The 23323-nt window shown below is 33.0% G+C and carries 17 protein-coding genes; 6 read left to right on the top strand and 11 right to left on the bottom strand.

Going from position 1 to position 23323, the window contains the following annotated elements:
* Positions 1–33 precede the first annotated feature (33 nt).
* A complete protein-coding gene (locus tag ACE01P_RS17060) occupies positions 34–1320 on the bottom strand; it encodes an anthranilate synthase component I family protein (RefSeq protein WP_379700087.1) in 1287 nt (428 codons plus the stop codon).
* A 298-nt stretch (positions 1321–1618) separates the two neighbouring features.
* Between ACE01P_RS17060 and ACE01P_RS17055 the strand changes: the two genes are divergently transcribed.
* Complete coding sequence (locus ACE01P_RS17055; RefSeq protein WP_379700086.1) at positions 1619–1993, top strand: DoxX family membrane protein; 375 nt, start codon at positions 1619–1621, stop codon at positions 1991–1993.
* Between the two features lie 57 nt (positions 1994–2050).
* Here the strand turns inward: ACE01P_RS17055 and ACE01P_RS17050 are convergent, their stop codons facing one another.
* From ACE01P_RS17050 to ACE01P_RS17040, 3 genes are all read right to left on the bottom strand, one after another.
* Positions 2051–2593, bottom strand: a complete 543-nt coding sequence (locus tag ACE01P_RS17050; protein ID WP_379700085.1) for a lipocalin family protein — start codon at positions 2591–2593, stop codon at positions 2051–2053.
* Between the two features lie 164 nt (positions 2594–2757).
* A complete protein-coding gene (lpdA, locus tag ACE01P_RS17045) occupies positions 2758–4161 on the bottom strand; it encodes a dihydrolipoyl dehydrogenase (protein WP_379700084.1) in 1404 nt (467 codons plus the stop codon).
* 264 nt (positions 4162–4425) lie between these two features.
* Complete coding sequence (locus tag ACE01P_RS17040) at positions 4426–4884, bottom strand: Lrp/AsnC family transcriptional regulator (RefSeq protein WP_343539305.1); 459 nt, start codon at positions 4882–4884, stop codon at positions 4426–4428.
* Positions 4885–5252: 368 nt separating this feature from the next.
* On the opposite strand from ACE01P_RS17040, the gene ACE01P_RS17035 reads away from it, so the two are divergent.
* Complete coding sequence (locus ACE01P_RS17035; protein WP_379700083.1) at positions 5253–6482, top strand: aminotransferase class I/II-fold pyridoxal phosphate-dependent enzyme; 1230 nt, start codon at positions 5253–5255, stop codon at positions 6480–6482.
* A 237-nt stretch (positions 6483–6719) separates the two neighbouring features.
* Here ACE01P_RS17035 and ACE01P_RS17030 read toward each other — a convergent pair whose 3' ends face one another.
* Positions 6720–7814 carry a DUF695 domain-containing protein gene (locus ACE01P_RS17030; RefSeq protein ID WP_379700082.1) on the bottom strand — a complete coding sequence of 365 codons (1095 nt, stop codon included), beginning with the start codon at positions 7812–7814 and terminating at the stop codon, positions 6720–6722.
* A 292-nt stretch (positions 7815–8106) separates the two neighbouring features.
* Positions 8107–10041, bottom strand: a complete 1935-nt coding sequence (locus ACE01P_RS17025) for an amino acid permease (RefSeq protein ID WP_379700081.1) — start codon at positions 10039–10041, stop codon at positions 8107–8109.
* Positions 10042–10472: 431 nt separating this feature from the next.
* Here ACE01P_RS17025 and ACE01P_RS17020 point away from each other — a divergent pair, with 431 nt between their 5' ends.
* Positions 10473–11633, top strand: coding sequence for a Gfo/Idh/MocA family protein (locus tag ACE01P_RS17020; RefSeq protein ID WP_379700080.1), 1161 nt, complete (start codon positions 10473–10475; stop codon positions 11631–11633).
* Positions 11634–11974: 341 nt separating this feature from the next.
* On the opposite strand, the gene ACE01P_RS17015 is transcribed toward ACE01P_RS17020, so the two are convergent.
* Positions 11975–14884 (bottom strand): FAD-binding and (Fe-S)-binding domain-containing protein, encoded by a 2910-nt coding sequence (locus ACE01P_RS17015; RefSeq protein ID WP_379700079.1) that lies wholly within the window; start codon positions 14882–14884, stop codon positions 11975–11977.
* A 199-nt stretch (positions 14885–15083) separates the two neighbouring features.
* On the opposite strand from ACE01P_RS17015, the gene ACE01P_RS17010 reads away from it, so the two are divergent.
* The gene (locus ACE01P_RS17010) at positions 15084–15896 is read left to right on the top strand and encodes a mechanosensitive ion channel family protein (protein WP_379700078.1); all 813 of its coding nucleotides are present in this window, start codon (positions 15084–15086) and stop codon (positions 15894–15896) included.
* Between the two features lie 163 nt (positions 15897–16059).
* Here the strand turns inward: ACE01P_RS17010 and ACE01P_RS17005 are convergent, their stop codons facing one another.
* On the bottom strand, positions 16060–16491 hold the full coding sequence (locus tag ACE01P_RS17005) for a DUF6896 domain-containing protein (protein ID WP_379700077.1): 432 nt from the start codon (positions 16489–16491) through the stop codon (positions 16060–16062).
* A gap of 416 nt (positions 16492–16907) precedes the next feature.
* Here ACE01P_RS17005 and ACE01P_RS17000 point away from each other — a divergent pair, with 416 nt between their 5' ends.
* A complete protein-coding gene (locus ACE01P_RS17000; protein ID WP_379700076.1) occupies positions 16908–17141 on the top strand; it encodes a hypothetical protein in 234 nt (77 codons plus the stop codon).
* Between the two features lie 256 nt (positions 17142–17397).
* Here the strand turns inward: ACE01P_RS17000 and ACE01P_RS16995 are convergent, their stop codons facing one another.
* The 3 genes from ACE01P_RS16995 to ACE01P_RS16985 form a co-directional block, all read right to left on the bottom strand.
* Entirely contained in the window at positions 17398–20085 is a 2688-nt protein-coding gene (locus ACE01P_RS16995; RefSeq protein WP_379700075.1) for a P-loop NTPase fold protein, read from the bottom strand.
* 286 nt (positions 20086–20371) lie between these two features.
* Positions 20372–21328 carry a DUF3137 domain-containing protein gene (locus tag ACE01P_RS16990; protein ID WP_379700074.1) on the bottom strand — a complete coding sequence of 319 codons (957 nt, stop codon included), beginning with the start codon at positions 21326–21328 and terminating at the stop codon, positions 20372–20374.
* Positions 21328–21885, bottom strand: coding sequence for a LemA family protein (locus tag ACE01P_RS16985; RefSeq protein ID WP_379700073.1), 558 nt, complete (start codon positions 21883–21885; stop codon positions 21328–21330). The genes ACE01P_RS16990 and ACE01P_RS16985 overlap by 1 nt, the downstream gene beginning before the upstream one ends.
* Before the next feature lie 207 nt (positions 21886–22092).
* Between ACE01P_RS16985 and ACE01P_RS16980 the strand changes: the two genes are divergently transcribed.
* On the top strand, positions 22093–23301 hold the full coding sequence (locus ACE01P_RS16980) for an anhydro-N-acetylmuramic acid kinase (protein ID WP_379700072.1): 1209 nt from the start codon (positions 22093–22095) through the stop codon (positions 23299–23301).
* Positions 23302–23323: the final 22 nt, after the last annotated feature.

Genomic DNA, 23323 nt, shown 5'->3' with positions numbered 1-23323 from the left:
GTGGAAATTTGTGTAATTCGTGGCAGAAAAAAATTACTGCAAAACTTCGTGCATTGCTTTTGCTTTTAGCAGGCATTCTTCGTATTCTTTTTCTGGAATTGATTGTGATGTTATAGCACTTCCTACCGAAAAAGAAACATATTTATTTTCTTGATTGTATAAAATACTTCTGATTACGACATTGAAATCAAAATCGCCTTCTGGTGTAAAATAACCAACTGCCCCACTATATAATCCTCTTTTGGTTTCTTCGAGATTTTCTACAATTTCCATTACAGAAATCTTTGGAGCTCCTGTCATACTTCCCATTGGAAAGGTTGTTTTTAAAACATCTACAGCAGAATATTGCGGATCTAATTTTGAAGTTATCGTAGAAATCATTTGGTGTACTTGCAGAAAAGAATAGATTCCGCAAAGCTCTTCAACTACAACCGAACCTTTTTGCGCCGTATGTGATAAATCATTTCGAACCAAATCGGTTATCATGATATTTTCAGCTCGTTCTTTAGCGTCTGAAACTAAAATATTCTTTGATTTTTCATCTTCAACTGGATCAGAAAAACGTTTTGAAGTTCCTTTTATGGGTTGCGAAATAATCTTATCTCCTTCTTTTTTCAAATAGCGTTCTGGTGAGGCAGAAAGCAAATAATGCTTATAGTTTTTAAAGAAAACTGAAAAAGGTGGTTGCGAAATCTCATTCAGTTTCTGAAATTTCTCTAACGGATTGATAATGGCATTTTCAGCATAAAATTCCATACAAAAATTACCCTCATACATATCTCCAATATGAATATGTTCTAGCATTTTGTTTACTTTTTGAACATATAAATCTTTAGGAATGCGTTGTTGCACTTTGACTCCGCTCAGTGTGACAAATGTTTCAGTTTGCATTTTTTCGACTTCATTAAAATCCTCTTCAACCTCATCGTCACAGAGCATTAAATATTGGATTTCAAGCTCATTTCCTTTTAAAATAAAAATCTTTTTAGGTTGAAAGAAAAACAAATCTGGAAAATGCAATCCGTCAAAATTATTGGATTGAAGCTTTTCTATATCATTCTTTAAATCATACGAAAGATATCCAAAAAGCCAGTCTTTTGTATTTTGCTGATATTGTTTTAAATCTTCAAAAGCGTTGTAATAATCTGTTTGTAAAGACGTAAAAGCATCTACTGCCAATATGCAGTCAAAATTGGAATACTGCTGCGGATAAGAATTGCTGTCTAAAAAAACGACTTCGCGAAATTGCTGCGCCCAACTTAAAAGCTGCTCCTTAAACAGTTTCGGATTGGCAATATTTTTATGGATGGAAACTCTCAAAAATGGTAATTTTAAAGGTCAAAATTACGACAAAATTCTGTCATTCGCGGAAAGCAAAAAAAATAATCAATTGATTTGAATTACATTGCAAAACTGTTAAAAAGACATTCTTTTTATAAGAAAAAATTCGTTATATTTGATATACAATTAGATTAATCCTAAAACAGTACTAATTTGATTGTAAAATCCTTAAAAAAGAACCTCAAAAAAATTAATTTGTGATTCTCATTTGAGCTTTAGATTGCATCTTTTCCAATGACTTAATTATATTTTTTAACCTTAAAAAATCCTAAGTATTATGAAAATTGCCACAATTATTGTCCGCGTTTTAATTGGCCTTTTGCTACTTTTTGCCTCAATCAGTTATTTTTTCCACCTAATGCCAGAACCTGAAACTACAGGAAACTTCAAAGCATTCAATGTAGGCTTAATGGCTTCGACGTATTTAATGCCACTGGCAAAATCTATCGAATTACTGTGTGGAATTGCATTTGTAACTGGGCGTTATGTAACTTTAGCAAACATCTTGATCTTACCCATTACGGTAAATATTTTGTTTATCAATTATTTTTTAGCTCCCGAAGGCTTGCCAATTGCGGTACTTCTTTTTATAGGAAACTTATTTTTGATCTACAGATACTGGGATAATTATAAAAGTATTTTTACTGCGTAAATTATTTTTTAATAAAAACAAAAAAGCCCGTCAAGTTTACCTGACGGGCTTTTTTGTTTAATTTGCTTTATCGTGTTTTACCCAAACCAAATCGGTTACATTATATCCAATTTCTTGAGCTTTGATAAGAAAATCTGCTTTGATACTTTCCGGAATTGTTTTTTCTCTCGAAAGAATCCACATGTATTTTAAACTTTCTCCAGCCACAAGCGCGTATTTATAATCTGGATCGATTGCTACGACGTTGTAACCAGAATAAAAAGGACCAAAAAATGAGACTTTCAGCATACCAATATTGTCTTTTTTGACAAATCTAGCTTTCCCGACACTTTGTTCCCACTTGTCTTTTTTGACATTATAGCCCTTATTATCGACTTTTATAGTTTTATCTTCGTTTAAAGAATACTCGGCGGTTACATTGTTCAAATCTCTTTCCCATTTGTAATCTAATCTGGCAATTTCGTACCATTTTCCGAGATATTTATTGCTGTCAAAGTTTGTTACAGCTTTTGCATTTTTTGGAATTCCGCCTCCACAAGAGTACAATGCGATTCCAATTCCTGCTCCAATTAGAATCGGAGCTATATATTTACCTTTCATAACACTATCTTTTTAATTATCATAAAGATAGCACCTGAAATACACATCTAATTTACAAAATTATTTTTGATTTTTATATTATCCAAAGCTTAAATTATTGCATAAAAAAACCGTCAGTTCCGAAGTCTCGAAATCTGACGGTTTAAAATATCTTTGAACGTAAATTATACGTGTAAAGCTCTATTTTCTGTAGCTGCCAATGCTGCTTCTTTTACCGCTTCCGCGAAAGTTGGGTGCGCGTGGCTCATTCTTGAAATATCCTCAGCAGAAGCTTTGAATTCCATTGCAGTAACCGCTTCAGCAATTAAATCTGCTGTACGAGCACCAATCATATGAACTCCTAAAACCTCATCTGTTTTCTCATCAGCAAGGATTTTCACGAATCCGTCTAAATCAGCACTTGCTCTTGCACGTCCTAACGCTTTGAATGGGAAACTTCCAGATTTGTATTTCACTCCTGCAGCTTTCAATTGCTCTTCAGTTTGTCCAACTGCGGCAACTTCTGGCCAAGTGTAAACTACACCAGGAATTAAGTTATAATCGATATGTGGTTTTTGACCTGCTAAAATTTCAGCAACCATTACTCCTTCTTCTTCCGCTTTGTGCGCTAACATTGCTCCACGAACAACGTCACCAATTGCGTAGATATTTGGAACGCTAGTTTGCAAATGATCGTTTACTTCAACTTGTCCTCTGTCTGAAATTTTAACTCCAGCTTTGTCAGCGTTTAATCCGTCTGTGTAAGGACGACGACCAACAGAAACTAATGAATAATCTCCTTCAAGAGTGATTGTTTCTCCTTTTGCGTTTTCAGCTTGAACTGTTACAGCGTCACCTTTTCTTTCAACTGATTTTACTTTGTGAGAAACGTAGAATTTCATTCCTTGTTTTTTCAACACTTTAGTCAATTCTTTAGAAAGCGCTCCGTCCATTCCTGGAATGATTCTGTCCATGAATTCAACTACAGAAACCTGAGCTCCTAAACGAAGGTAAACTTGTCCAAGCTCGATTCCGATAACTCCACCACCAATGATAACTAAGTGTTTTGGAACTTCTTTTAAAGCTAATGCTTCAGTAGAAGTGATGATTCTTTCTTTATCAATTTTAATGAATGGTAAAGAAGATGGTTTTGATCCTGTAGCAATTACAGTATATTTTGCTTCGATAGTTTCTGAAGTTCCGTCAGCTTTTGCAACAGCAATGTGAGTTGCATCTACGAATGAACCTAAACCATTGAAAACAGTAATTTTATTTTTATCCATTAAGTAGTTGATTCCACCTACGGTTTGATCTACAACTGCTTGTTTGCGCGCGATCATTTTCTCCAAATTGATTTTCACATCACCAGAAACTTCGATTCCGTGATCTGCAAAATGAGCAATTTCTGCATAGTGGTGAGAAGATGATAATAATGCTTTTGAAGGAATACAACCTACGTTAAGGCAAGTTCCGCCTAATGAATTATATTTTTCTACAATAGCAGTTTTGAAACCTAATTGTGCGCAACGAATTGCTGATACATATCCGCCAGGACCTGAACCTATAATGACTACGTCAAATGAACTCATAGTTTTGTCTTTTTTATTTTAAGCGTCACAAATTTAAGGAATAAAGTTCTTTTTAAAGTTTAAATTTCAATGTTTTTTGTGTGAAATGTGGGGTTTTTATTAACCGCAAAGTACGCTAAGATCTACACAAGGTTCGTTAAGTTTTGTTTTTAATCTCGCAAAAACGCGAAGACGCAAAGTATTTTTTCAAAGTATGTCATTTCGTCGAAGGAAAGAAAACTTAGAATCTTAGTATCTCAGTCCCGAAGCTTCGGGATAGCATCTTTAAAAAGAAATCACCGTCGAATTCTTTACTTCGCTGATCATAAACATGCTTTGGGTACTTCCAATATGTTGTAACGAAGTTAATTTGGTTACTAAAAATTCTCTATACGCTTCCATGTCTTTTACTAAAACTTTTAGAATATAATCGTAATCACCGCTTACGTGATGGCATTCTAAAACTTCGTTTAATTTGATGACTTCGCTTTCGAATTTGGTTAAGAATTCTTTGGTGTGTTGAATCAATTTTAAATGACAGAAAACCACAAATCCTTTTTCGATTTTGGATTTATCGACTAAAGCCGCGTAGTTTTTTATAATGCCTTCGCGTTCCAGTTTTTTTATTCTCTCATAAACTGCTGTTACAGAAAGATTCAATTTTAGAGACAATTCTTTATTGGTCTTTTTACTATCGGTTTGGAGTAAAACGAGAAGTTTTTTATCGATTTCGTCTAGAATCATTTTGGTTGATTGTTTTTGGTTGATAGTTTATTGTTTTTGTCGAGATGAAAAAAAATCTATTTAATCCCTTTTGACGAATCAAATTTAGATTAAAAATCACATTAAAACCATATTTATAGTTTTAAAATCTAAATAATCAAAACATTATTGATTAATTATCTAATCCATTCTTTCTTTGACAAGAATTTATTTTGAAAACGAGTACCCTAGCCCTGATGGGAACGGCATCCTTTTATGGTGGGGTTCACCATAAAAGATATAGTGGACAGCAGGAAATAGCTCCTAAAAAAAATGTTTCAAGTTTCAGGTTTCAAACTCTAAACAACCTGAAACTTGAAACCTGAAATAAAAACAAAAAACTAACTATAATGAAAGACTTTAATCCAGCAGACAAAATTCAGGATTTGCAATATTTTGGTGAATTTGGCGGTGTGAATCCGTCGATTTCTGATTCTTCGACTTATACTTTTTTATCGGCGAAAACCATGTTTGATACTTTTGAAGGAAACATGGAAGGCTGTTATCTGTATTCGCGCCATTCTTCGCCAAGTAATTTGTATTTGGATCAGGCTTTGGCAGCGATGGAAGGAACGGAAACAGCCAATGTTTCGGCTTCGGGAATGGGCGCCATTACGCCTACTTTATTGCAATTGTGCGGTGCGGGCGATCACATCGTTTCGAGTCGAACGATTTATGGCGGAACTTATGCTTTTTTGAAGAATTTCACACCTCGTTTTGGTATCGAAACCACTTTTGTAGACATCACAAAATTGGACGTTGTAGAAGCTGCTATTACTTCTAAAACGAAAGTTTTATACTGCGAAACGGTTAGTAATCCTTTATTGGAAGTTGCAGATATTTCTGGATTGGCAAAAATTGCTAAAAAGCACAATTTGAAATTGGTTGTAGACAATACGTTTTCGCCATTATCAGTTTCTCCTGCAAAATTGGGTGCTGATATTGTGATTCACAGTTTGACGAAATACATCAACGGAAGTAGCGATACGGTTGGCGGCGTGACTTGCGCATCTAAAGAATTTATTAATTCTTTGAAAAATGTAAACTCTGGCGCGAGCATGCTTTTGGGGCCTACAATGGACAGTTTGCGTTCTGCAAGTGTGATGAAAAACCTGAGAACGCTTCATATTAGAATTAAACAGCACAGCCATAATGCACATTTTTTGGCCGATCAATTTGAAAAAGACGGCTTGAAAACGGTTTATCCAGGATTGAAAAGTCACCCAAGTCATGAGCTGTTCAAAACAATGATTAATCCGGAATATGGTTTTGGAGGAATGCTGACAATCGATGTTGGAACTTTAGAAAAAGCCAATGAATTAATGGAATTGATGCAAAAAAGAAATCTGGGTTATCTAGCGGTAAGTTTAGGATTTTACAAAACGTTATTTAGCGCGCCAGGAACTTCGACTTCAAGCGAGATTCCGTTAGAGGAACAAAAAGAAATGGGATTGACCGATGGGTTGATTCGTTTTTCTATTGGTTTGGATAACGATATTCAACGCACTTACGAAATGATGAAAGCTTGCATGGAAGAGCTTGGAGTTTTGAAAAAAGATTCTAAGGTTCTGAGCTACTAAGATTCTAAGTCTTTTCACTTCAGATTTAGCAGATCGGATTGATCTTTTCCTTAACAAAATAATCTGCTCAATCTGCGAGAGAAAAAATTACCCCAATAATAGGAAACATTACTCTATAAATAAATTTGCACGATTTTTTTAGTTTGTTTAATCCGCTGGAGATCTTTTCTCTAAGCGGATTTTTTTCTTTAAAATTTTAATAAAAAAGCCGTTCTAAAAATCAGAACGGCTTACAATTTATCTAGACTCAAAATGTCTAAACGACTGCCAGTATTTATCTTTATAAAGCTCATAGCTTATTTCAAAAGCTCCGCTATATTTCTTGATTAACTCATCAGCAACTTTAGCTGGTTTACGGAAGTCTTTACACGTAAAAAAGATTTCTCTTTTATTGTTTGCGGTTTCTCTTCCAACGTTTAAATAACCTTCAGAATCTGGCAAACTTGAGATGATTTCTTCTTCGATTTCGTCTAAAAGCTTGTACGTTTTTTCATCTGGCAATCCGCCGTTATCGCAATCATCAAAAGGAACTCCAACTATAAAAACCCACGGATGAGATGCTTTTTTATCCCATTCGATAATAGTCGTATTAATTAAAGCCAGAACAATTGAACCATCCTGTTTTTTGCCTTCAAAATTGGCATAACCGTCATTTTCTGTATTATGTCTTGTTCCTTCGTATTTCTCAACAAATTCTTTTTCTCTCCAAATTAAATAATCTTTTAATTTTTCGATCGGAATTAATTCTTCAGAAACATCTTCTGGCCCTATCACAACCAAATTATCAATTAAGGTAACAGAATGTAATTCTCCCAAATAATTATCCAGAAAAATATATACTCCATTGGTTACATTCGCTTTTTTCTCTTCAACAAAATGATCGTAAACAATTACCAAATCAATTTCGTCTGGGTAATCTTCATGAACACGAGGATAAAATTTTAAATTTTCTTTACTGAATTCAAAATCCTGATAAGTAATTCCTATGCCATCAATATCCGAAGCTGGTTTTAGAGCTGTGAATTTCCATCCGTTAATTTCAGGAGCGGCATTGACCAATTCTTCAATAACATAAATATTTCTGATTGCGCCGTCGGGCGTTAAGACTAATTCGGCAGTTTGATTATCGAACATTCCGGTAAGGAAATAAATTCCTTCGTGAATTTCGTCCAGCTTTGGAGCAAGTTTATCAAAAAAACCTTGGTGTATATTTTCTCCGTTTTGAACGGTTTTAAAAAAGTCTTTTTCATTTGCTAAAAACCAATTCCAGAAATCATTATAAGATTGTATTGGAGCATCATTTTGTCCCAATATTTTATCAAGAAAACTCATGTAGTAAAAAAATAAATTTAAAATTTTGCGAGAAACAAACTTAAGGAAAAGCTCTTTTAAAACTTAAGAATATTTGTATAAAAATCAAAACATTTTAAAACACTCTCAGTTCGAATGAGTTAAACTTTAAAAATTTATTTCACTCAGATTTAAAGAGATTAAGACAGATTCAAACCGATTTTTTCATATAAAATCCAAAACTAGATCTGCTACAATCATTTAAAATCTAAATGAAAATAAAAAGCCGTTTTAAGAATTTCTCAAAACGGCTTTTGTATATCTATTTTAAATCTTAACTCACAACTTGAGTATTCAATTTACTGTTTTTTCTACTATAAGTAAAGTAAATAAACAGCCCGATTAACAGCCAAACTGTGAAATAAATCCAGTTCCAAACGCTTAATTCGGCCATCATGTACAAACAACAGATTAATCCTAAAAGCGGAATCAAAGAAAGATTTTTTCTGAAAGCCCAAACTGCTAATCCAACCAAAACAAATAAGAAAATCCACATTGGAATTTTGTGTTTGAACAATTGGAAACCTGTTTCGTATTTTAATGAATCTTTAATTGGAAGGCCTTTAACAACCTCAGCATATTTCACCTCATCATCTTGATATTGGCTTAATAAATGCTCTAAATCTGAAGTTTCAGAAGTTTTATTTGTTGCATCGATGCTTTTTAAATAATTAGAAACTTTTTCAGAATCTTCCTTATCTAAAGAAGTTACAATTGATGTAGCGTCAAAAGTTTGAGCATCATTATTAATAAATGCCATTGTAGCTTTATTATTGAAAGCAAAAGCATAATACAATCCAGCAATAATTAAAAGCGGTAAAATGTATTTTGAATTGATATAAGGCGTTTTGAATTTTCCTCTCGGAATTTCAGGTTTATTTTGTAAAACTAAAACTCCTGCGCAAACCAATACAAAGGCAAATAAAGTTCCGATACTACATAAATCTGTTACCATTGTTAAGTTTAAGAATAATGCTGGAATCGCAACTACAAAACCTGTTACAATCGTTGCAAAAGAAGGTGTTTTGAATTTTGGGTGAACCGTTGAGAATTTCTTTGGCAATAAACCATCGCGGCTCATGCTCATCCAAATACGAGGCTGTCCCATTTGGAAAACCAATAAAACGCTTGCCATTGCAACAACCGCACTTACAGCGATAATTCCAGACATCCATTTTAAATCTAATTTATCGAAAACAAATGCAAGAGGATCTCCAACATTTAATTCGTGATATTTTACCATTCCTGTTAAAACCAAAGCAATGGCAATATATAAAATAGTACAAATGATAATCGCCCACATCATACCGCGCGGTAAATCACGCTGTGGATTTTTACATTCTTCTGCCGTTGTCGAGATTGCATCAAAACCAATATAAGCAAAGAAAACCGCTGATACTCCTTTTAAAACTCCTCCAACTCCATTTGGTGCAAACGGATCCCAATTAGCTGTATCTACGTAAAAAACACCAACTGCAATTACTAGCAACACCACGCAAAGTTTTACAACAACCATTAAGTTACTTGCGTTACGAGATTCTTTCATTCCTCTGTAAACCAAAGCCGTAATCAAGATAATAATGAATAAAGCTGGTATATCGGTCACAAAATGAAATGATCCAATTGTTGGTGCAGTTGTCCAAGCTGTATGCGCTTGCTGTAAAGCTGTACTTAGATTTTCGAATGATTTTCCGCCGCGCATTAAAGCCTCGGCATCTTTAAAACCGCTAGAAGCAGTTAGGTAATCCATTTGAATCCATTGTGGTAAATGAATTCCGCCACTCTGGAGAAGTCCCGTAAAATAATCACTCCACGATATGGCGACGGTTATGTTTCCAACGGCATATTCCATGATTAAAGCCCAACCGATAATCCAAGCTATAATTTCTCCAAAAGCTACATACGAATACGTGTAAGCACTTCCTGAAACTGGAACCATAGATGCAAATTCTGCGTAAGCAAAAGCTGCAAAACTACAGGCAAGAGCGGTAAAAAGGAACAAGAATATTACGGCTGGTCCTCCATCTGCACTCGCTTTTCCGATGGTACTAAAAATACCAGCACCAACAATCGCAGCAATTCCGAAAGCAGTTAAATCTTTGGTTGTAAGGTGTTTTCCTAATGCTCCATGACCATCTGCTTCATTTTTTGCAACCTGTTTCAGAATATCCTGCACTGTTTTTTTTCGGAATAAACTTGAAAATGCCATATATGTTTTTGCTATTATAAATTGATTTAATTCAGTCGTTCTGGTTTTATTTTGCAAATAATGCAAAAATTATCCTGATTTCAAATATATAAAACCATTTTGTTTTTTTGTGATTTTTTTTCTTGCCACGAAGACGCTAAGACACTAAGTTTTGTTTTCGCCACAAATTACACTAATTTCTCGAATTTTCTTTTTTGCTATTGATAACTCTAATCATTCCAGATTTTTGTTTCACGCAGATTTTGCAGATCTGAGCAGATTTTATTTTAAAAATTACAACAAATTAAATCTGTGATATCTGCCTAAATCTTTTTAAATCTGCGTGAAACAAAAAATCTTAACACTCGTCACAGTTAAATCAAATACAAATGTAACATTTCTCAAAATGAGCTTACTAATTAAGTAGCATTTAATTTTAAAGAATCATTTTTATGGAAAAAATCACGAGACGTTCTTTTGTAAATAAATTTGGGCTTGGTGTTGGAGCTTCTGTTGTCTTGACTACGCTTCCTTCTTTTATCACCGAAACAGAAAAGTTGCATCAACCTTACACTGGAAAAAAATTAAATATCGCTTTATGCGGATTAGGAAATTATGCTTCATTACTAGCTGAAGGTCTTCAGGTTTCTGAATATTGCCAGCTTACTGGAATTGTCACTGGAACACCTTCTAAAGCTGAAATATGGAAAAAGAAATACAATATTCCTGAAAAGAACATTTACAACTACGAAAATTTCGATTCAATTGTAAAAAACAAAGATATTGATTTGGTCTATGTTGTAACTCCAAACTCGCTTCATAAAGAATTTACTGTTCGCGCTGCAAAAGCAGGAAAACATGTTATTGTCGAAAAACCAATGGCCATTACTGTCGAAGATTGCGAAGAAATGATAAAAGCTTGTAACGATAATAACGTACAATTGGCAATGGGATATCGTTTGCATTACGAACCAAATCATTTAGAAATAAAACGTTTGGGACAAGAAAAAGTTTTAGGACAGGTTCGTTACATTGAAACTGGTTTAGGTTATAGCACTTATGATGTTCGTGACATTAATAAACCAGTCGATTTAAATGCACGTAAAGAATGGAGACTGACTAAAAAATGGGCAGGAGGCGGTTGTTTGATTAATTTAGGGATTTATTGCATTCAAGTTTCGCGTTATGTTTTGGGTGAAGAACCAATTTCAGTTACCGCTCAATTTGGACATGTCAATAACAAAAATATGTTTTCTCAAGTTGAGGAAAATATCACTTGGCAAATGGAATTTCCGAGCGGTGCTGTTGCTAACTGCAGCAGTTCGTGTGGTTTTGGAATTGACAGGTTTTATGCTGCTGCAGATGAAGGTTTCTTCGAAATGAGTCCTGCTGTAAGTTACGGCCCTTTTATAGGCAAAAGATCTGATGGGAAACCATTTAATTTCCCGGTGATAAATCAGCAGCAAACTCAAATGGATGAGATTTGTAAAGTGATTTTAGCCAACCAAAAACTCCCAAATCACATTACAGGCGAAGAAGGAATTAAAGATGTTAAAATCATTAATGCTATTTATAAAGCTGCTGAAACAGGGAAAAAAGTTAGTTTGAAATAGTTCCTTGCCACTAATTGCACTAATTTTCTCGAATTTTCTTTTTCACGCAGATTTAGCAGATAATGCAGATTTTATTATGGTGATAAGATTGCGCAGATTTTAAAATCAAATCTGTAAAATCTGCGTGAAACAAAAAATCTTCTTAATCCTTTTAACGTGTGGCTATATTTTTTCTCCCGCAGATTTAGCAGATAGTGTAGATTGCACTAAAGATTTGCGCAAATTTTTATAATTAAAATCCGCAAAATCCGCAAAATCTGCTTAAATCAGCAGAATCTGCGTGAAACAAAAAATAATCTGCTTAATCTGCCAAATCTGCGAGAGACAAAAAAATCTAAAATCTAAATTTTAAGACAGCTACGCAAAATACTAACAGGATGTTGTGCTTCACGACTAGTTCCATCATAAATTTGATGGCGACAGCTGGTTCCTGCAGCGGCGATTTTTACATTTTCGGCTGTGTTTCTCACTTTTGGAAATAACGTATCCTCACCCATTTGCATACTCACTTGGTAATGTTCTTTTTCATAACCGAAAGAACCCGCCATACCACAACAGCCCGAATTGTAAATCGTAACCGTATTATTTTTAGGAAGATTCAACATAGCGAAAGTTGCTTCAACAGAACTTAGAGATTTCTGATGGCAATGACCGTGAATTTTAATTTCTTTCGTTTCTTCTGAAAAAGATTCAGATGTGATTTTTCCGTCGATGATTTCTTTTTTGAAGAATTCTTCAATTGTAAAAGCGTTTCTAGATAATTTTTCTGCCGCTTCTTTATCATCCGCTAGACGGAGATATTCATCTCTAAAAGTCAAAATCGCCGAAGGTTCGATTCCGATTAAAGGTGCATTTCCTAAAACTAGATCTTTAAAAACATTTATGTTATGATTAGCAATCTTTTTGGCTTCTTCCAAAAAACCTTTTGAAAGATAGGTTCTTCCGCTTTCTTCATGATCGACCACCAAAACTTGATAACCTAATTCCGTCAATAATTCGAAAGCATCGATTCCGATATTTACATCATAATAATTCGTGAATTCGTCTACGAACAAATACAATCTTCCGTTTGGAAAATCAGTTTTTGAAGATTTATTATTAGCATACCATTTTCTAAATGTCTTTTTCGCCAATAACGGAACTTGTCTTTCTGGAGCAATTCCCATTGTTTTTTTAACCAAAGACTGATTCGAAATAAAATTCGTAATCGACGGGAATTTGCTTCCCATTTTGTTCAATTTCGCGTTGTTTGCAAAAATCTTATTTCTTGTCGAAAATCCGTTTGCTTTTTGATATTGGTATAAAAACTCCGCTTTTAAAGTTGCTACGTCCACATTACTCGGACATTCGCTTGCACAGGCTTTACAGCTTACGCACAACTCAAAAACTTCGTATAATTCTTTCTGGTCAAATTTATTTTCTTTTTCAGAATACGTTAAATATTCGCGCAACGCATTCGCTCTCGCACGCGTAGTTTCTTTTTCGTTTCTAGTCGCACGATAACTCGGACACATGGCTCCTCCTGCCGATGGCAATTTTCTGCAATCTCCAGAACCGTTGCATTTTTCGGCTGCACGCAAAATTCCTAAACTATCTGAGAAATCCTGAAACGTTTTAATATCCGGTTCAACTCTTCCTGAAACTACACGATGATTTTCGTCCATTTTCAGGGCATTTACAATCTTCCCGATATTCAAAACCGAATTTGGATCAAATGCCAATTTGATTCTTTTCAGCAATTCGTAATTCTTGTCGCCAATCATAAACGGAATAAACTCACCGCGCACGATTCCGTCACCGTGTTCACCGCTTAACGAACCTCTATATTTTTTCACCAAATGCGCTACTTCAGTCGCAATGGTTCTAAATAATTTTAGATCTGATGTTTTCTTCAAATTCAAAACTGGACGAAGGTGCAATTCTCCCGCACCAGCATGCGCGTAATAAATCGCTTCTTGTCCGTGACGCAACATCATCGCCGAAAATTCCGCGATATAATTCGGTAAATCGCTCAATTCAACCGCTGTATCTTCAATAGAATCGGCTGCTTTATCATCGCCAACAATACTTCCTAAAAGTCCGAGACCTGCTTTTCTCAGTTCGTTGGCTTTGTCAATATCATTTCCGTAGATTTTTACTTTCGCGTAAGCAAAATTATTTTGATCCAAATCAGCAATTAAAGCGTCAGCCTGTTTTTCGGCATCTTCTAAAGTATGTGATGCCACTTCAAACAACATAATCGCTTTTGGTTCTCCAACCAAAAAGAAACGGTTTTTAATGTGTTCACGATTCGTTTTCGTACAATCTAAAATCGTATCGTCGATCATTTCGCAAGTGTACAAATGATGTTTCATCGCCACCACAACCGATTCTAAAGATTCCTGAATCGTATGATAATGTCCGACAACCATGATACTATGCGGCGGAGGCAAATCGTCAACTTTCAAAGTAACTTCAGTTGTAAAAGCCAAAGTTCCTTCGCTTCCGCAAAGCAGTTTTCCAAGATTTATAGTGGGTTCATTTCCGCCAAATAATTCTGATTTCAACAGAATATCAACCGCATAACCTGTATTTCTTCTGTGAATTTCTGGTTTCGGAAACTCTTTTACGATTTCTTCCTGAGCTTCTTTTAGCGAAAGTTCATCGTAAATCGTTTTGTATATTTTATTTTCTAAAGAATCGCCTTTTGTTTTTTCAATAAATTCTTCCGAAGTCAGGTCTTTAAAAACTACTTCAGAACCGTCACTTAAGATTGCTTTTACCTCAGCAATTTTATCGCGCGTAACGCCATATCGAATCGAAGTTGTTCCAGATGAGTTATTTCCCACCATTCCGCCAATCATGGCGCGGTTTGAGGTTGATGTAATTGGGGCAAAAAATACGCCGTGAGGTTTTAAGAATAAATTCAGCTCATCGCGAATTACGCCTGGCTGAACCGTTACCGTTTTCTTTTCGGCATTGTACGAAATAATTTTTGTAAAATGCTTTGACACATCAATCACCAATCCGTCTCCTACTGCTTGTCCAGCCAGCGAAGTTCCCGCAGTTCTTGGCGTAACCGACATATTATGTTCTGCCGCAAACTTAATCAGCTTGGCAATATCTTCAGTCGTTTTAGGAATCGCCACCGCATTCGGCTTAATTCGGTACACCGAAGCATCTGTAGAATAAAGCGTTTTATGAAGCTCATCGAATAAAAGTGTGCCTTCGAGACTAGCGGCTAATTGCTCTAAATGAGATTGGGTCAACATGTAAATGTGCTTTTTATAAAAATATTTCCTGAAAAAACTCAGACCACAAAGATAAAAATATCGCAAGGTAAAATGATTCTATTTTGGGAATTTATCTCACGACTTCGCTATATTTTATAAAATTCGGAAAGAATCTTGTAATGCATTCCACTTACTAAAAAGGTAATTTTAAGATTTTACTTTTTTACGCCTTATTATTATGGAAAATTTCTTTCAAGACGTCATCAACCACCTCGAAGGTTACTACAATAGCATTGTCGATCTTACTCCAAAATTTATTCTGGCCGTTTTGGTCGTTCTCGTTTCGTGGTTTGTCGCAAGCCGCGTGGGTATTTTTGCCGGAAACCGACTCAAAACTAAAATGCACGATCGCCTTTTAGCGGTTTTTATTGCTCGTTTAATTAAGTCGGTTTTGATTATTATCGGAATCTTGTTTATGTTCCGAATTATTGGTCTCGAAGGCGTTGCGCAAAGTATGCTTGCGGGCGCGGGAATTTCCGCTTTTGTAATTGGTTTTGCGCTTAAAGATATTGGCGAAAATTTCCTTGCTGGAATTCTTCTGGCTTTCAAAAGACCATTTTCTATTGGCGATATTATTGAAAGTAACGGCGTAAAAGGCGAAGTTATCAACCTCAATCTTCGCGATACCGAAGTCAAAAGCGATTCTAAAATCATTTATATTCCGAATGCGCTTCTTATAAAAAACACACTCATTAACTACAACAGCGAAGGTTTTCTGCTCCAGACTTTCACGGTCGGACTCGAATATGGCTCTGATTATAAACGCGCCATCGAACTCGTGAAAGAAATTCTAGGAAACAGCGATGACGTAACCGAAAAAGACCACGAAAATGCCGCCGTAATTACCGATGTAATTGCTGGAGGTATTATTCAACTTAATATTCGTTATTGGGTTAAAACCGCATCTACAACCGAAAATTCAGAATGTCGTTCTAAGATAATTGCTGTGGTTTTGAATAAATTGAAAGAAAATGGATTTGTGCTTAAATAAGGAACAAAGGTACAGAGGCACAAAGTGACAAAGGTTTCCATATTGTCATCCTGAACGATCCCGAAGCTTCGGGAGAAGGCTTATGAAACCAAATTGACCACAACGACTCTCCTCAATCTTGTCATTTCGAGGAACTAGAAATGATAAAAAATCTAATTAATTCTCAAACAAAAAACGATTCCTCAACAACTCTATAACACTTAAAAACGCAACCAAAAAGAGTTCCTTCAATTCCTTTAATATTCAGCCATTCTAAAACGCCTTTGTTTATAAGCTGAAACAATTCATATTCAATATAATCAGCGCTATAATTTAATTTCTGATATTCTGGATGAGATCTTATAAACTCAGAAAACTTCCATTCTGTAAACTGAATTTCATTTACTGAAATATCATATTCATAAACAATATCATCTTTCTTTACAGTACAACCGCTTCCATGAAAATGATATTCAATATCTTCAATTGAACCTACTCTTTCAAAAAAAGTAATTGAAAACGAACATGGATTTATGTCTTTTTGGTATTTATTTTTTAATAAAGCTTCGAAGCTTCTGATAAATGTAATGTAGTCGGTTAGGATTTTTTCGATCATAATATGCAATTCAAATCTAAATCGAAAAATGTTATTTTCCAAAAGACCTTCTCCAATCTTGTCATTTCGACGTAAGGAGAAATCTTCGCAAGTAGCTCGACAAAGATTGGCGATTCTCTTTGCGGAATCCCGAGTGTAATTTCTCGTTCCTCGAAATGACAAACTAGCTGGAAATTTACCTACGTTTATCTTTTCTCAAAATAACGCTTTATATTTACCTCTCAGAAGTATTTACTTCAACAAATAATATTTCCACAAGTTAAAAATACAATATTTTTCTTACTTAATATATTTTTTGATATCTTTATAGTCCTAAACACAAAGAATAAACTAATATTAACTTACCCTAATGGAGTTAGTGTGATCTTTATTAAAATCGTTAAACTTCAAGGGGTTTTATTCTCAAATTTAGGATTATGAGTCCAAACACAATTTCAAAACAAATCGAAATCAAGCTTTTGAATTTCTTCAACGACAGAATCGATCCTGTAGAAATGGCTAAAACATTAAGACAAGTAAATTTTACGCTGGCTTTATGTATTTTAAGCGAACATGAAACATTTCAAAGCGAAATCATTAAATTAAGAGACAGCTTTTACTGGTTCAATGAATTAGCAGAAACTTTAAATCCTTATTTGAAGGTAGAGTAAAAGTTTAAAAATGAAAACCCTCGACTTTAAAATCGAGGGTTTATTATCTTATTGAAACTGATAGCGTGGATTTGCACTCCGTGCCCACAAAATATATCTTTATTAACTTAATTCTGCCAATCCAATCTATACGGGCACGGATTGCAAATCCGCACTATCAGGTTTCGTATTTCTCCTTAATTGTTTTGCAAAGCAAAAATAAATACTCATGTATCATTAAGTAAGTTCTTACTTGATAGTATTTAATAATTGTTAATTAATTATTTTCTAACTCTTCACTTGACGGCAAAAACTTGTAGTCATTTTCTTTATAGGCATACAGAAAAGCTAAAAATTTTAAATATTTTTCTCTATTAAGCTGAGTAATAACATTATCTAAACTTTCAATGGCTATAATAAATCTATTTAATCCATTTTTAATATATGCTTCCTTTATATAATTAAAGCTATCGGGAGAGTCTCGTTGTTCTATCAACAGTTCAGCTTCAGCTATTAAATTCTCTCTTTCAGCTGAATCTTCAAATATATTAGCAATAATGTAAAAATCAATTTCGCTTGTAATATCCCCTAACTTATCTTTAAGAAAAATTGATTCGAAATTTTTCATAATAAATTTTAAAATTAATTCTCTGAATTCATTTAAAAGTATACCAAAATTTAAAATACTATAATATCTAAAATAAAATAATTTAGAATAAAATAAAATTTCAATTGGATTATCATTAACTTCAATTTGCTTTTGAATTAAACTAAAAAGAATTTTCAAAATTTCTTTTTGAGTTAATATTTTAAAATCGTCAATCTTTTGTGAGTTTTCAGAATTTTTAATACTATAATAATCATCTACTGACGTTTTTGGAAATGTAAAATAGTACTCACTTAATTCATTTAAAAAAGCTCCAAAATCATCATCAAAATTATCAAAGATAGTATCCAATAATTTTTTAAATTCAGTTTCAAATTTTGTTTCTCCAATATTAATTAGATTTAAGATCTCCACACTGTGTATATGACCTAATAATCCTTTCTTAATTAAATATATAACTTGCTTATATTCGCTTACATTACTGATGTTTTCAGATTTTAGAATAAAAGTTTTTATATCATCTTTAATAAAGACTTCATTCTCCTTACCATTAACATTTTCAATAATTAATTCTTCAACTTTAGAATCTTCGATTGCTTTATATAATTCAGTAAATGAAAATGATTCATTAAAAATATTATTACTTAAATAAATAGGAAAGTATCTTCTGTTACTTATGTTTTTGGAGTCAGCATTTATATCAGCGTCAGGAAATATTTTTTTTAATATAGAATAAATTATAATTTTATCTTGTTTCTCAATATCTGGATGAGTATAAATATTATTTAAATTCTTTGCTTCGAATTTTAATACATCTCCATCTCCTAGCCAAGAACTAATTCTTTTGGATGTAAAATTTCTATACATCCATTTATATTTAAACAATAACAATTTCAATTCAACATAACCTACTAATTCTAAATCAGATATATTTTTAAGAGTTTTTATGTTTATATACAATTCATTAAAAAACTTTTTTACATCTCTTCTAGATTCAAAGAAAAAAGAGGGTTTTAAATCCAACTGTGGCAAATCCATAACTTCTTCAATTTTATCATTTACAATAAGTTCATCAAAGAAGGAAATTAAATAATCATTCGCATAAAATATTTTATTTATTGATGCAATTAAAGATTTTTTATCTTCATCATTGTAAGCATTTGATTTTTCTATTATCTCAATAAGATAAATAACAAAATGATTGGGATTTTGCGCTGTTAAATTGATTTCTAAATTAAATATTTTATCTAAATAATAATTATCAATTTGAGATTGTCTAATTACATAATCTCTATCAAATCCACATATAAAAATTACATTTTTAAAATTAGCAATGTTCCTTAACACTCGTAAAACTTCTAAAATTTCATTTTTATTTAGTCTGTCAATATCATCAACAAAAACAATTATTTTTCTATCTATTTTCTCAATTATATCATTTATATCATTGTAAAAACCTTCTAATGTGTCATTATTCCCAAATAAATTTTCAGTAATTGTTTTAAAAAAATTCAAATACTTATTGTCAACTAACGCAAGCATTTCTTTTAAATAATTATCAATTGAATTTTTAGAATCTCCTGAAAATTTAGACAATTCTTTTTTTAATTGATTAAAAAAATTGTTGATTATTGACTTTTCATCTTGATGTTGCCATGCATTAAACCAAAAGGTAATGGGCTTACATTCTCCCTGAATTTCTTCTAATTTTAATTTATATTCGAGACGTTTTAAAAAGCTTGTTTTCCCTATTCCCCAAATAGAATTCATTCCAATAATAAATGAACGTTTTGGCTTTAAATTAATTACTGCTTTAATAAGTTCATCAATTACCTTTTCATTATCATTATTATTTTTATTATCAAATGGTATGTCTTCGATTAAAAAAGATTCAAAATTCTTTTCATTATTTTCAAGAATTTCCGAAAACCAAAAACTTAATTTATCGTATAATTTCCAGTTTTTAAAAAATAAATTTCTAGTAAGCAATAAGATTGATAGAATTCCAATTAATAAAATAATATCTGAATAAAATAGGTTAAATTTTAAATTGAAATATGAAAAAAACAAAAGATCATGCTCATTAATTCTTAAAAAAAGATAAATTATCGATATAAAAAATATAATAAAATTGTTCTTCCTTGCAAGTTGATAGTTTTTTATTATAAACCATAAATAACGAATCACAATTACTATCAAAAATATTATAAACGCAATTTGGAAATAAATATCTTTTACATTACTATGTTTAATAAAACTATTTTCTGCTAAAAAAACAGAAATCTTATCTTGAAATATTAAAGTTATTGCCACACTAATTATCCAATAAAAAATAATTGATAAATTATTTTTGAGCATAATTAAGGACTTTTTAAATAGTATTAGAGTCATTGAAAAAAGAATTGACGATTGATTGAATTTTGATTAAATTGATTAATTTATTACGGATTTTATTAAATATTCTAAACAAAACATTCAAAACAATTAATAACTTAGATCTATTTAATAATTTCATTTTTGGATAGATTTCAAACTTTTATTAGGTGAAAATATGAATTAATAAAAACAAAAAAACCGATAGCGCGGATTTGAAATCCATGCCCGCACTCATATTTTAGCTTTGTTTTATAGATCTATTAAACATCTACTCCTTCCCCCAAATCCTAGTATTCAAATCCAGTTCATGAACAATGTTATGCATAAACTGAACGATCGAAAGATCATCCGTAAGTAAATCAGGAACCAAAAGCGAAGAATGAATCGGCGGTTCAAAATAATTGTGAGATAATGGAAAAGCGATATACATTTTAGAATGAATAAACGAGATTGAAATTGTTCCTCTTGATTTGTTGTTTAACATCAGAATTCTTTCCATCATCGCTGGCGTTAAAATATAACGCGCTTCAATTTGGTTTCTCGAATAGGTTACAAACTTATCATCAAACTCAGTATTTTCGAGCTGTACAACTTCTGCGTTTCCAAAACTGAAAACGTTTTTAGAAAACCACGCTCCAAAACTAGCACTCAAACTTTTAGGACGGACAACCGTCGAAACTTCAAAATTTTTATTGAAATCTGCTACAAAAACAATTCCTTTAAAAAGTGTGTGCCATGTTGTTTTTGTTCCATTTTTTGTTTCGGTTTCGGTTTTATATTCAGCATGGACTTCTGCAAACCAATAAGACGTTTTATCGGCTGTTCCAGTTATTAAATCCTGCGTTTTATAGCGATCTGGATAAGTTGTAAAAAGTTCAGAATCTATAAACTCTTCCTCTGAAAGTCCGCTTTGCGGTGTAAAAATGAAACTTTCATTAATCGTTTTTAATGCAGATCCTACAACATTGGTTTTATAAATTGCTTTGTATTTTTTTGCTTCGCCGTTAACCTTACTATATTTAACAATGCCTATAACAAAAGCAGCTACACCTCCATAAAATCCTAGAGTTGGAAATTCAATTATTAACCCAAAAATAAAAATAACTGCTGCGACACCAAATATAATGTAGCAGCTTTTGTATGTTTCTGATATATTTTTTCGATCAACTTCTAAGCTATTCAGTATTCCCTGCAAGTTTGCTTTCGAATTTATTTCTGAATCCATTAATTATTGAATAATTCTTTTGCACTAATATTTTTACGCTCTTCTTCTGGAGTTTCCAATACATCAATTTTAGTATAACCCAACATTCCTGTAAACAAATTACCAGGAAACATCATAATTGCGTTATTATAATCAGTCACTACTGCATTGTAGGTCCTTCTCGCAGCCGCAATTTGTTCTTCGCTTTCTGTCCAAGTCGTTTGTAAGTTCAAGAAATTGGCATTGGCTTTCAAATCTGGATAATTTTCAACTGTTACCATTAAACCTTTTACAGTAGAACTTAATTCAGTATCTAAACTCGCTTTTTCTTCATCAGTCAAATTCCCAGAAGTTGCTCTTGAACGAAGCTCTACGATTTTAGTTAAAGTGCTTTGTTCGTAATTGGTGTATTGTTTTACAACTTCAACAAGATTCGGAATCAAATCGAAACGTTTTTTCAACATCACATCAATAGCCGAAAAAGCATTCGTAACCTGATTTCTTTTTCCAATAAGTGAATTGTATATAATAATTCCGACAACAAAAACAAAGACAAAAAGTCCTATAATAACTAACATATTTTTTATTTTTTTTAATTGATTATGGGCAAATATATAGAAAAAACGATAAGTTTAAGTTTTATTTTTTAAGATTTCTACTACGAATTATTATTCGTTAAAAATAACAACCAAAAATAAAAATTGTATAAAATCTATAGCTTTATATCCGAAATAATCCCATTTTAGCGTTATCAATAAACTGACTATTAAAAACCATCATTTTAAATGAATAAAAATATAACCGCACTCTATAATATTGCTCAAAAAGAAACCCGAAAAATATTGGGTTTAATGTCTGGAACTTCACTCGACGGACTTGATATTGCTTTGTGTGCGATTTCTGGTTCTGGTGAAAACACAGAGGTAAAAATCCTAGAATTTGAAACCATTTCTTATTCTGAAGACATTAAAAACGAAATCAGAAAAGTATTTGCACAGAGAACTATCGATTTTCAGCATTTGGCTTTATTAAATGAGTGGATTGGAATATTGCACAGCGGCATGATTAACGATTGTTTGAAAAAATGGAATATTTCGTCAAGCGAAGTGGATCTTATTGCTTCACACGGACAAACGGTTTTACACGCTCCGAAGTTTTTGCATCAGCAGGAAAAATTTCCTAACGCGACTTTGCAAATTGGAGATGGCGATCATATTGCGGTAAAAACGGGAATCATTACACTTTCAGATTTCAGACAAAAACACGTTGCGGCTGGTGGCGAAGGCGCTCCGTTAGCGGTTTACGGCGATTATTTGTTATTTGGAAAAAAAGGCGAAAACCGAATTATGCTCAACATGGGCGGAATCGGAAATTATACCTATCTCCCAGCCTCTCTAAACGCCGAGGAAGTTTTTGTAACCGATACTGGAACTGCAAATACCTTAATCGACATTTTTACCAAACATTATTTCCCTGAAAAAAATTACGATAAAGATGCAGAAATTGCACAACAAGGAACTGTAAATCAAGAACTTTTAAACGAACTTAAAAATGATGATTTCTTTCAAAAAAGCTTCCCAAAATCGATTGGACAAGAGTTGTTTAATTTCGATTTTGTGCAATCGGCTTTGGTAAAATTGAATTTAGAAAACATTTCGGCATCAGATTTGCTGGCGACTTTAACACGTTTAAGTGCAGAAACGATTGCAGAAGCAATTTATTTCACCATAAAAAATACTCCGATTCCTGCAGAAGAATTTCATATTTATATGTCTGGCGGCGGAACGAATAATCCGCTGTTGATAAAATGGTTAAAGGAATTATTGCCTTGTCAATTTCACACCAGCGATGATTTGGGCATTTTAAGCGATGCGAAAGAAGCTGTTTTATTTGCGCTTTTAGCCAATGAAACCGTTTCTGGAGGCGATTATAATTTCGGAAACAGTAAAGGAATTCCATCGGTAACAATGGGAAAGATTTCGTTTCCCGATTAAGAAAAGTTGCCTCGAATTACTC

Origin of the sequence: Flavobacterium sp. HJSW_4 (genome assembly GCF_042436695.1) — a bacterium.
GTDB lineage: Bacteria > Bacteroidota > Bacteroidia > Flavobacteriales > Flavobacteriaceae > Flavobacterium.
This window is presented reverse-complemented; position numbering and strand designations above follow the sequence as displayed.

What these genes read in the sequence shown, in the direction of transcription:
- ACE01P_RS17040 (WP_343539305.1), bottom strand. Translation starts at nt 4,884, where the DNA reads ATGATTCTAGACGAAATCGATAAAAAACTTCTCGTTTTACTCCAAACC.
- ACE01P_RS17005 (WP_379700077.1), bottom strand. Translation starts at nt 16,491, where the DNA reads ATGATCGAAAAAATCCTAACCGACTACATTACATTTATCAGAAGCTTC.
- ACE01P_RS17050 (WP_379700085.1), bottom strand. Translation starts at nt 2,593, where the DNA reads ATGAAAGGTAAATATATAGCTCCGATTCTAATTGGAGCAGGAATTGGA.
- ACE01P_RS16980 (WP_379700072.1), top strand. Translation starts at nt 22,093, where the DNA reads ATGAATAAAAATATAACCGCACTCTATAATATTGCTCAAAAAGAAACC.
- ACE01P_RS16990 (WP_379700074.1), bottom strand. Translation starts at nt 21,328, where the DNA reads ATGGATTCAGAAATAAATTCGAAAGCAAACTTGCAGGGAATACTGAAT.
- ACE01P_RS16985 (WP_379700073.1), bottom strand. Translation starts at nt 21,885, where the DNA reads ATGTTAGTTATTATAGGACTTTTTGTCTTTGTTTTTGTTGTCGGAATT.
- ACE01P_RS17020 (WP_379700080.1), top strand. Translation starts at nt 10,473, where the DNA reads ATGGAAAAAATCACGAGACGTTCTTTTGTAAATAAATTTGGGCTTGGT.
- ACE01P_RS17000 (WP_379700076.1), top strand. Translation starts at nt 16,908, where the DNA reads ATGAGTCCAAACACAATTTCAAAACAAATCGAAATCAAGCTTTTGAAT.
- ACE01P_RS17015 (WP_379700079.1), bottom strand. Translation starts at nt 14,884, where the DNA reads ATGTTGACCCAATCTCATTTAGAGCAATTAGCCGCTAGTCTCGAAGGC.
- ACE01P_RS16995 (WP_379700075.1), bottom strand. Translation starts at nt 20,085, where the DNA reads ATGCTCAAAAATAATTTATCAATTATTTTTTATTGGATAATTAGTGTG.
- ACE01P_RS17010 (WP_379700078.1), top strand. Translation starts at nt 15,084, where the DNA reads ATGGAAAATTTCTTTCAAGACGTCATCAACCACCTCGAAGGTTACTAC.
- ACE01P_RS17055 (WP_379700086.1), top strand. Translation starts at nt 1,619, where the DNA reads ATGAAAATTGCCACAATTATTGTCCGCGTTTTAATTGGCCTTTTGCTA.
- lpdA (WP_379700084.1), bottom strand. Translation starts at nt 4,161, where the DNA reads ATGAGTTCATTTGACGTAGTCATTATAGGTTCAGGTCCTGGCGGATAT.
- ACE01P_RS17030 (WP_379700082.1), bottom strand. Translation starts at nt 7,814, where the DNA reads ATGAGTTTTCTTGATAAAATATTGGGACAAAATGATGCTCCAATACAA.
- ACE01P_RS17035 (WP_379700083.1), top strand. Translation starts at nt 5,253, where the DNA reads ATGAAAGACTTTAATCCAGCAGACAAAATTCAGGATTTGCAATATTTT.
- ACE01P_RS17025 (WP_379700081.1), bottom strand. Translation starts at nt 10,041, where the DNA reads ATGGCATTTTCAAGTTTATTCCGAAAAAAAACAGTGCAGGATATTCTG.